The sequence below is a fragment of the Streptomyces sp. JJ38 genome (assembly GCF_019303475.1).
Taxonomy (GTDB): Bacteria; Actinomycetota; Actinomycetes; order Streptomycetales; family Streptomycetaceae; genus Streptomyces.
Map to the genome: position 1 here is coordinate 1 of NZ_JABLSI010000083.1, position 10,705 is coordinate 10,705.

Genomic DNA, 10,705 nt, shown 5'->3' on the forward strand with positions numbered 1-10,705 from the left:
CGCGCCCGGCGCCGGGCCCGTGGCGGTGCCCCGGCGCCCGGCCGCGCCCCCCATGCCCCGGCAGGCGCCACCGGCGCTCGCCCCCCTGGTGGCCTGGCTGCGCGCCCCCCGCCCCGAGGCCGGCCCCGGCATCTGGCGGTACGGCCACACGCCCCGCCCCGCCGAGGAACCGGAGGAACTCCCCGAGCGCCAGCTCCTCGGCGGCGCGCTGCTCGCGCTGCTGTGCGCGCTCCTCGTCGGTTCGCTCAGCATCAACGAGTACCTGCCGTTCGTCTCCTGGGTGTACGCCGCGCTGCCCGACTCCTGGGTCATGCACGGCGGCTACGGGCAGTTCCAGATCACGCTGCTCTTCTACGCCGTCCACACCCTGGTGCTCATCCCCGTTGTCTGGCTCGCCGGACGCTACGGCCGCTGGCCCGCGGTGTGGCGGCGCTACGCCAGCGAGCCCTGGCGGCGCCGCGGCGAGGCCCTCACCCGGGTCTGCGGCGCCCTGCGCCCCCACCGCCGCGCGCTGTGGGCCCTGGTGGCCGCCGTCGTCGTGTGGGTGCTCTCCTTCAGCGAGGGCGGCTGGACGTTCTGGCTCGCCCCGCTGGACTGGCTCACTCCGCAGAGCTGGCAGGAGCCGGTGCAGACCACGGCCTACGTCGTCTCCTACAACGTCTACTACGTCCTGTACACGCTGCTGCTGCTCCTGCTCGCCGCCCAGGCCGGCGGCTGGCGGCGGCTGTGGCGACGGCGGGCGGACGAGGAGCGCGCGCGCCCCTGGGAGCCGATGCCCGAACGCGACCCGCGCGCCGTCCTGGAGGAGTGGCCCGAGCTGCGTACGGCCGGGCTGGTCGAGCCCGCCGAACGGCTCACCGCGGAGGTCCGCGCGGGCCGGGCGAGCGACCTGGACTTCGTCCGCATCGAGCGCGTCTGGCGCGGCGTCCGCTCCCGCCCCGAGGCCCTGCCCGCCTTCGCCGAGGCCGTGCTGGAGCACGGCGCGGCGGCCTTCCGCCACCCCTCCGGCGCCCGCGACCTGTCCGTGCGCACCGCCACCCACGATCTGCTCACCGGCCAGGTCCGCATCGGCGCCGCCCTCGACGACCGCCGCAACCCCTACCGCCACCGCGCCTGCGCGCTCGCCCTCAGCCCGGACCTGCTGGGCACCTCGCTGCTGGCCGTGGGGCCGCCCGGCTCCGGCAAGACGGGCCGGATCGTGCGCCCGGCGGTGGAGGCCCTGTGCCTGCAGGCACTCTCCGGACAGGCCGCCGTCGTCGCCGTCGGCACCGCCCGCGCCGCCCTCGGGCCGGACGACGCCTTCGACGTCGTCGTCCGTCTCGGCGACCCGCGCTCCACCCACGACCTCGACCCCTACGGCGGCACCACCGACCCGGACGAGGCCGCCGCCCTGCTCACCGAGGCCCTGCTCGGGCCCGACGCCGCCGACCGGCGCGCTGCCACCGCCGCCCTCGCCCAGCTCCTCGGCCCCCACCAGGCCGCCCACGGGCGCTTCCCCGCTCTGCGCGAGCTGCGCGACCTGCTGGACGGGGACGCCGTCGCCGTCGCCGCGCTCCGGGAAGCACTCGACGCCGCGGCGGAGTTCGGGCAGCAGCGGGAGCTGGACGCCCGCGCCCGCCAGGCGGGCCGCCCCGGCGATGTCGGCACCCTGCTGGCCGACCGGCTCGCCGTCCTGCTGCGCCCGGCCTTCGAGGGCTTCTTCGGCAGTGGCGAAGCCCCCCACGGACGGGGGCCGCGGCCCTTCTCCCTGCGCACCCTCCAGCACCCGCTGCGGGTCCGCATCGACCTGCCCGAGCGCGGCCACGCCGAGGCGTCCCGCATCCTCTCCCGCCTGGTGCTGGCCCAGTTCACCGCCGGCGTCACCGACCGCACCGACCGCTCGCTGTTCGCCTGCCTCGTGCTCGACGACGCCGAGCACACCATCACCGCCGAGTCCGTGCGCGGCCTGCGGCAGCTGCGCTCGGCGGGCGCCGGTGCCGTCCTCGCCCTGCGCACCCTGGACGACGTGCCCGAGGCGCTGCGGGCCGCCCTCATCGGGACCGTCGGCTGCAAGATCGCCCTGTCCGGCGTCACCACCTGGGACGGCGAGGTGTTCGCCCGGGCCTGGGGCCAGGACTGGGTGGAGACGGAGGACGTCACCCGCAACCCGGACTTCTCCGGCGGCACCCTCAAGCGCGCCCTGCGCGCCGTGCGGACCGCCTTCACCGGCGTCCGGGCCACCACCACCTCGGTCACCGTCCGCAAGGTGCGGCGCGAGCGCTGGTCGGCGTCCGACCTCGCCCACCAGGTGCCCCCGGGTCACGCGGTGCTCTCGCTGACCAGCGTCTCCGGCGAGGCCAGCCCCCCGCTGCTGGCCCGGCTGGGCGGCGGCGCACCCCCGCGCTGAGCTGTACGCTGAGGCAGAGTCGGATGGTGCCGCACTACCGTGCGGCCAAGTCCCCAGCTCCAGCCCGATCGGTTCCGCGCCATGCAGCCCACGCTCACCTCGCTCGTCCAGCACTCCGCCCTGAAGCTGAAGGTGCTCGCCGGCGCCGACCGGCTGGACGTCCCGGTGCGCTGGGCCCAGGTCAGCGAACTGACCGACCCGGTGCCCTACCTGGACGGCGGCGAGCTGCTGCTCGTCACGGCGATGAAGCTGGACGCCGAGAACCCGGCCGCGATGCGCGCCTACGTGCGGCGGCTCGTCGACGCGGGCGTCGTGGGTCTCGGCTTCGCCGCGGGCGTCAACTACGAGCACGTGCCCGAGGCCCTGGTGGAGGCCGCCCGGGCCGCGGGCTTCCCGCTGCTGGAGGTCCCGCGGCGCACCCCGTTCATCGCGATCACCAAGGCCGTGTCGGCCGCCATCGCCGCCGACCAGTACCGCTCGGTGACCGCGGGCTTCGAGGCCCAGCGCGAGCTGACCCGGGCCGCGCTGTCGGCCGAGGGCCCCACCGCCCTGCTCTCCCGCCTCGCCGCACACGTCGGCGGCTGGGCCGCGCTCTTCGACGTCTCCGGGACGCTGGTGGCCGCGGCCCCGTCCTGGGCCAAGCGCCGCGCCGCTCGGCTGACCGCCGACGTCGAACGGCTCCGGGAGCGGCCCGCCCCCGCCAGCGCCGTGGTGAGCGCCGACGGCGACGACCGGGTCGAGCTCCAGTCCGTCGGCGGCTCGCGGCGCACCCGGGCCGTCCTCGCCGTCGGCACCGACGCGCCTCCCGGCACCGCCGAGCGCTACGCCGTCAACTCCGCTGTCGCTCTCCTCACCCTCACCACGGAACGCTCCCGGGCACTGCGCGAGGCCGAGCAGCGGCTCGGGGGCGCGGTGCTGCGGATGCTCGCCGCCGGTGAGGCGGAGCACGCCCGCGCGGTGGCCGGGACGCTCTACGGCGGGCTGTTCGACGTCCCGCTGCGGTTCGCCGTCGCCCAGGAGAGCGCGCCGGGGCGCGCGGCGGCGTCCTTCGGCCCGGGCCGGAGCCGCCCGGCGGAGCTCGGGGCGCTGGAGGTGCTGGCCGAGACCGTGGAGTCGGCCGCCGCCCGCCGGGGCGAATCCGTCCTCGCCGTTCCCGAGGGGGACCGCCTCCAGCTGCTGGCGGCCGACGGCGGAGCGGCCCTCGACGCCTTCCGCGGGCACCTCGCGGCGGTGGGGGAGTCCGCCCTCACCGCCGGGGTGTCGGCCGCGACCGGCCTCGACGGCGCCCCGAACGCCGGCCGACAGGCCGAGCAGGCCCTGTCCGTCGCCCGGCGGCGCGGCGTGCCGCTCGTCGAGCACGAGGAGATGGCCGCCGGTTCCGTGCTGCCGTTGCTCGCCGACGACGCCGTCCGCGCCTTCGCCGACGGCGTGCTGCGCCCGCTGCGCCGACACGACGCGAGCGGGCGCGGTGATCTCGTGGCCTCGCTGCGGGCGTGGCTGTCCCGGCACGGTCAGTGGGACGCGGCCGCGGCCGACCTCGGCGTCCACCGGCACACCCTGCGCTACCGGATGCGTCGCGTCGAGGAGATCCTCGGCCGCTCCCTGGACGACCCGGACGCCCGCATGGAGCTGTGGCTCGCCCTCAAGGCGAGCGACACCCGCCCCGACTGACCGCTTCCAGCTCCGACCGACCGCTTCCCGGCGCGCCGCGCGCCGTCCCGCCCGGCCCCGGACGCCCCGTCCCGGACACCTCTGACGATTCGTAGCGACACGAGGCATCACTGCTACGCGGCGGACAAGACACACCCCGGCACACTGCCCCTAACGTGGCCATGAAGCACCTGAACGACCCCAAGCGACCACGATCCGGAAGGCCGGTAATCGCAGTGACTGACGCGACTTCCACGCACCCGTTCTGGCTCGCCGGCCGAAAGGCGACCGGCGACGACACCTTCGAGGTGACCTCCCCCTGGGACGGCCGGACCGTCGGCCGGGTCAGCGTGCCCACCGACGCCCAGGTCGAGGAGGCGGTGGCCGCCGCCACCGCCGTCGCCCCCGAGTTCTCCGCCGCCCCGGCCCACATCCGGGCCGCCGCGCTCGACCACGTCGTGCGCCGCCTCGGCGAGCGCGCCGAGGAGATCGCCGAGCTGATCAGCGCCGAGAACGGCAAGCCCATCAAATGGGCCCGCGGCGAGGTCGCCCGCTGCGTCTCCGTCTTCCGCTGGGCGGCCGACGAGGCCCGCCGTTTCAACGGCGGCGAGGCGCAGCGCCTGGACTCCGACGCCGGCGGCACCGGCCGCCTCGCGCTCACCCGGCGCTTCCCGCACGGCCCCGTCCTCGGCATCGCCCCGTTCAACTTCCCGCTGAACCTGTGCGCGCACAAGGTCGCCCCGGCCATCGCGGTCGGCACCCCGATCATCCTCAAGCCCGCCCCCGCGACCCCCCTGTCCGGGCTGGTCCTCGGCGAGCTGCTGGCCGAGACCGACCTCCCGGCCGGCTCGTGGTCCGTCCTGCCGGTCGCCAACGAGAAGATGCCCGCCCTCGTCCAGGACCCGCGGCTGCCCATCATCTCCTTCACCGGCTCCGAGCCCGTCGGCTTCGCCATCCTGGACTCCGTGCCGCGCAAGCGCGTCACGCTGGAGCTCGGCGGCAACGGCGCGGCCGTCGTCCTGGGCGACTACGCCTCCGACGCCGACCTGGACTTCGCGGCCCAGCGCATCGCCACCTTCTCCAACTACCAGGGCGGCCAGTCCTGCATCTCCGTGCAGCGCGTCATCGCCGACGCCGCCGTCTACGACCGGCTCGTGCCGCGCGTGGTCGCGGCCATCGAGGCCCTCAACACCGGTGACCCCTCCGACCCGGCCACCGACGTCGGCCCGCTGGTCAGCGAGGCGGCCGCGCAGCGCGTGGAGTCCTGGGTGCAGGAGGCCGTGGACGCCGGGGCCCGGCTGCTCACCGGCGGCAAGCGGGACGGCGCCACCTACGCGCCCACCGCCCTGGAGAACGTCCCCGCCGACACCCAGCTGGGCTGCGAGGAGGTCTTCGGGCCGGTCATGAGCTTCACCCGGGTCGAGGGCGAGGCGGAGGCCTTCGCCGCCGTCAACAACTCCAAGTACGGCCTTCAGGCGGGTGTGTTCACCCACGACCTCCAGGCCGCCTTCCGGGCCCACCGCGAGCTGGAGGTCGGCGGCGTCATCGTCGGCGACGTGCCCTCCTACCGCGCGGACCAGATGCCCTACGGCGGCGCGAAGCAGTCCGGCGTCGGCCGTGAGGGCGTGCGCTTCGCGATGGAGGACTACACCTACGAGCGCGTCCTCGTCCTCACCGGTCTGGCGCTCTGACCCGGCGCACCGCCGTGGGGCCACCGGCGACTCCGGCGGCGGAACCGCTGACGCGCCATCTGGTATGAATCCTCCCCATCGGGTACATACGGCTCAGTAGCACCTGCCAGTAGGCGACCGGGCCCGACCGCCCGATGCGACGAGGTGAGCCGATGTCCGCCGAACCCTCCAGCCCCAGCACCAGCCCCCAGGCCGGCGCCGGTCCGCGCACCGTCTCCGAGCGCGAGTCGCGCGACGTGGCCGAGGCCGCCCGCGATCAGGAGTGGCAACGGCCGAGCTTCGCCAAGGAACTCTTCCTCGGACGGTTCCGGCTCGACCTCATCCACCCCCACCCCGAGCCCGACGCGCAGTCCGTGGCCCGTGGCGAGGAGTTCCTCGCCCGGCTGCGCAGGTTCTGCGAGACGAAGGTGGACGGTGCGCTCATCGAGCGGGAGGCCCGGATCCCCGACGACGTGGTGGACGGGCTGCGCGAGATCGGCGCCCTGGGGATGAAGATCGCCCCCCGTTACGGCGGGCTCGGGCTCAGCCAGCTCTACTACAACAAGGCGCTCGCCCTCGTCGGCTCCGTCAGCCCGGCCGTGGGCGCGCTGCTGTCCGCGCACCAGTCGATCGGCGTCCCGCAGCCGCTCAAGCTCTTCGGCAGCCAGGAGCAGCGCGACCGCTACCTGCCCCGCTGCGCCACGCACGACATCTCCGCCTTCCTGCTGACCGAGCCGGACGTCGGCTCCGACCCGGCCCGGCTCGCCACGACCGCCGTGCCCGACGACGGCGACCACTACGTCCTGGACGGCGTCAAGCTCTGGACGACCAACGGCGTCATCGCGGACCTGCTGGTCGTCATGGCGCGGGTGCCCCGCTCGGAAGGGCACCCGGGCGGCATCAGCGCCTTCGTCGTCGAGGCGGACTCCCCGGGCATCACCGTCGAGCACCGCAACGCGTTCATGGGGCTGCGCGGCATCGAGAACGGCGTCACCCGCTTCCACCGGGTCCGGGTCCCGGCGGCCAACCTGATCGGCGCTGAGGGCGCCGGGCTGAAGATCGCCCTCACCACCCTCAACACCGGGCGGCTCTCCCTGCCCGCGGTCTGCGCCGGCGCCGGCAAGTGGTGCCTGAAGGTCGCCCGGGAGTGGTCGGCCGCCCGCGTCCAGTGGGGCAGGCCCGTCGCCCGGCACGAGGCCGTCGGCGCGAAGATCTCCTTCATCGCCGCGACGACCTTCGCCCTGGAGGCCGTCCTCGACCTCTCCTCCCAGCTGGCCGACGAGGAGCGCAACGACATCCGCATCGAGGCCGCCCTGGCCAAGCTCTTCGGGTCCGAGATGGCCTGGCGCATGGCCGATGAGCTCGTCCAGATCCGCGGCGGCCGCGGCTACGAGACGGCCGCCTCCCTGGCCGCCCGCGGCGAACGCGGCGTCCCCGCCGAACAGCTGCTGCGCGACCTGCGCATCAACCGGATCTTCGAGGGCTCCACGGAGATCATGCACCTCCTCATCGCCCGCGAGGCCGTGGACGCGCACCTCAAGGTCGCCGGTGACCTGATCGACCCGGGCAAGGACGTCTCCCAGAAGGCCAGGGCCGGGGTGCGGGCCAGCGGCTTCTACGCCCGCTGGCTGCCCCAGCTCGTCACCGGGCCCGGGCAGCTTCCCCGCTCCTACCAGGAGTTCGGCGCGCTGGCCCCCCACCTGCGCTATGTCGAGCGGCACGCCCGTAAGCTCGCCCGCTCGACGTTCTACGCGATGTCCCGCTGGCAGGGGAAGATGGAGACGAAGCAGTCCTTCCTCGGCCGCGTCGTCGACATCGGCGCCGAACTCTTCGCCATGAGCGCCGCCTGCGTACGCGCCGACCGGCTGCGCGAGGGCGGCCACGGCCGCGAGGCCGCCCAACTCGCCGACGTCTTCTGCCGGCAGGCCCGCGTCCGCGTCGACGAGCTCTTCGCCCGGCTGTGGCACAACACCGACGAGGCCGACCGCCAGGTGGTCAAGGGGGTCCTCGACGGCGCCTACACGTGGCTGGAGGAGGGCATCCTCGACCCCAGCAGCGAGGGCCCCTGGATCGCCGACACCACGCCCGGCCCCGCCACCGCGGACAACCTCCACCGCCCCATTCCGTAGCCGCCCGCCGCCGCCCGCCCCCGGTCCGCCTGATCCCGGCCCGGGGGGCCGTCCCCGGTGTCTCGGGAAGCGGACACAATAGGGCCATGACGGAGATGCTCGCTGACCCGCATGTCAGCTACCCGGTGGGGGACGGTACGGAAGAAGGACCGCGGGATGTCGTCATCCTGGGGTCGACGGGGTCGATCGGCACGCAGGCCGTCGACGTGGTGCTGAGCAATCCGGAGCGGTTCCGGGTGACGGGTCTGTCGGCCGCCGGGGGGCGGGTCGGGCTGCTGGCCGGGCAGGCGCACCGGCTCCAGGTGCGCACGGTCGCCATCGCGCGGGCGGACAAGGCACCGGAGCTGCGGGAGGCGCTGCGGGCGGAGTACGGCTCGGGCGTGCCGATCCCCGAGGTGCTGGCGGGACCCGACGCGGCGACGGAGCTGGCCGCCTCGCCGTGTCACACGGTGCTCAACGGCATCACCGGCTCCATCGGCCTGCGTCCGACGCTGGCCGCGCTGGAGGCGGGCCGGGTGCTGGCGCTGGCGAACAAGGAGTCGCTGATCGTGGGCGGGCCGCTGGTGAAGGCCGTGGCCAAGCCGGGGCAGATCGTGCCGGTGGACTCCGAGCACATGGCGCTGTTCCAGGCACTGATGGGCGGTGCGCGGTCCGAGGTGCGCAAGCTGCTCGTCACCGCCTCGGGTGGCCCCTTCCGCGGCCGGAGCCGGGCGGAGCTGGCCGACGTCACGCCGAAGGAGGCCCTGGCTCATCCGACGTGGGCGATGGGGCCGGTCATCACCGTCAACTCCGCGACCCTCGTCAACAAGGGTCTTGAGGTGATCGAGGCGCACCTCCTCTACGACATCCCCTTCGACCGCATCCAGGTCGTCGTCCATCCGCAGTCCGCGATCCACTCGATGGTGGAGTTCGTCGACGGCTCGACGCTCGCGCAGTGCGGCCCGCCCGACATGCGGCTGCCGATCGCGCTCGGGATGGGCTGGCCGCGCCGGGTGCCGGACGCCGGGCCCGTCTACCCCTGGACGGAGGCGATGAGCTGGGACTTCTACCCGCTGGACGAGGAGGCCTTCCCCGCCGTGCCGCTGGCCGCCCACGTGGGCGGGCTGGGCGGCACCGCGCCCGCCGTGTACAACGCCGCGAACGAGGTCTGTGTCGAGGCGTTCCTCGCGGGCAGGCTGCCGTTCCTCGCAATCATGGATACGGTGGCCGCTGTGGTCGAGGAACACGGTCGGCCGTCGGGTGAGCACCTGACGCTGGAGGCCGTTCTCGACGCGGACGCGTGGGCGCGAAGGCGCGCCGACGAACTGGCGCAACGCGCCATGACCACGACAGCGGAGGCCCGGACGTGATGACGGCTCTCATGACGGTCCTCGGGATAGTCGTCTTCGTCCTGGGCCTGCTGTTCTCGATCGCCTGGCACGAGCTGGGCCACCTGTCGACGGCGAAGCTGTTCGGCATCCGGGTGCCGCAGTACATGGTGGGCTTCGGTCCGACGATCTTCTCGCGGCGCAAGGGCGAGACCGAGTACGGCATCAAGGCGATCCCGCTCGGCGGCTACATCCGCATGATCGGCATGTTCCCGCCCGGCGAGGACGGGAAGGTGCAGCAGCGCTCCACCTCCCCCTTCCGGAGCATGATCGAGGACGCCCGCTCGGCGGCCTACGAGGAGCTGCGCCCCGGAGACGAGAAGCGGCTCTTCTACACGCGTAAGCCGTGGAAGCGTGTCATCGTCATGTTCGCCGGGCCGTTCATGAACCTCGTCCTCGCCGTGGCGATCTTCCTCGGGGTCCTGCTGACGTTCGGCATCAACACCACCACGACGACGGTGTCCAGCGTCTCCCAGTGCGTCGTCGCGGCGGACGCGAAGGACGACACCTGCCCGAAGGGCGCCCCGGACACCCCGGCCAACGCCGCGGGGCTCCGCCCCGGTGACAAGATCGTCGGCTACGACGGGCAGGAGGTCGCCGGGTGGCAGGAGCTCCAGCGGCTCATCCGGGACGCCTCCGGCGAGGTCACGATCACCGTGGAGCGGGACGGCGAACGGCACACGCTGACGGCCGAGCCGATCCGGAACAAGGTCACGAAGATCGACGACGACGGCCAGTACGTCCCCGGCGAGTACGTCACGGCCAACTTCCTCGGCTTCACCCCGGCCAGGGGTGTGGTGCAGCAGAGCTTCCCGCAGGCCGTCGACCGCATGGGCCAGATGATGGAGGACGGCGCCGAGGCGCTGGTCGCCGTGCCGTCGAAGGTGCCCGGGCTGTGGGACGCCGCGTTCAACGGCGGTGAGCGCGCCCAGGACTCCCCGGTCGGCGTGGTCGGCGCGGCCCGGGTGAGCGGTGAGATCGTCGCGCTCGACATCCCGGCCAGCCAGCGGGTTGCGGTGTTCCTTTTCGTCGTGGCCGCGTTCAACCTGTCGCTGTTCCTGTTCAACATGCTGCCGCTGCTGCCGCTGGACGGGGGCCACATCGCCGGGGCGCTGTGGGAGTCGGTGCGCCGCTTCTTCGCCAGGGTGCTGCGGCGTCCGGACCCGGGCCCCTTCGATGTGGCCAAGCTCATGCCCGTCGCGTACGTCGTGGCGAGCATCTTCATCTGCTTCACCCTGCTGGTACTGGTCGCGGATGTGGTCAATCCCGTCCGTCTGACGGGCTGATCAGGACCCCGAACGAACAGGCCGAGCCCGGCGCCGTCCCCCTGTAGGGGGCAGTGCCGGGCTCGGTGTGCTCCGGCCGGGTGGCGTGCCGTAATCTCGGGACCGGAGCCCGCCGATCACGGCACTGAGTACCAGACCTTGGGGTTGCGCCACATGACAGCGATTGCGCTGGGAATGCCGTCCGTACCGATCAAGCTCGCCGAGCGCCGGGTCAGCC

At 74.0% G+C, this 10,705-nt stretch carries 6 protein-coding genes; all 6 read left to right on the forward strand.

Annotated features, from left to right (window positions below):
• Nucleotides 1-2,386: ATP/GTP-binding protein (locus tag HPT28_RS26070; RefSeq protein ID WP_306824668.1), on the forward strand; the 2,386-nt coding region annotated here is incomplete at its 5' end.
• 81 nt (nucleotides 2,387-2,467) lie between these two features.
• Nucleotides 2,468-4,057 (forward strand): PucR family transcriptional regulator, encoded by a 1,590-nt coding sequence (locus HPT28_RS26075; RefSeq protein WP_219094389.1) that lies wholly within the window; start codon nucleotides 2,468-2,470, stop codon nucleotides 4,055-4,057.
• 215 nt (nucleotides 4,058-4,272) lie between these two features.
• Nucleotides 4,273-5,727: an aldehyde dehydrogenase family protein gene (locus HPT28_RS26080; RefSeq protein WP_308119532.1), complete on the forward strand. Its 1,455-nt coding sequence runs from the start codon at nucleotides 4,273-4,275 to the stop codon at nucleotides 5,725-5,727.
• A 152-nt stretch (nucleotides 5,728-5,879) separates the two neighbouring features.
• Nucleotides 5,880-7,835: an acyl-CoA dehydrogenase family protein gene (locus HPT28_RS26085; protein ID WP_257579449.1), complete on the forward strand. Its 1,956-nt coding sequence runs from the start codon at nucleotides 5,880-5,882 to the stop codon at nucleotides 7,833-7,835.
• Nucleotides 7,836-7,921: 86 nt separating this feature from the next.
• Nucleotides 7,922-9,184: a 1-deoxy-D-xylulose-5-phosphate reductoisomerase gene (gene dxr, locus HPT28_RS26090; protein ID WP_219094383.1), complete on the forward strand. Its 1,263-nt coding sequence runs from the start codon at nucleotides 7,922-7,924 to the stop codon at nucleotides 9,182-9,184.
• Nucleotides 9,184-10,488 (forward strand): RIP metalloprotease, encoded by a 1,305-nt coding sequence (locus HPT28_RS26095; RefSeq protein ID WP_219094385.1) that lies wholly within the window; start codon nucleotides 9,184-9,186, stop codon nucleotides 10,486-10,488. The genes dxr and HPT28_RS26095 overlap by 1 nt, the downstream gene beginning before the upstream one ends.
• Nucleotides 10,489-10,705 lie beyond the last annotated feature (217 nt).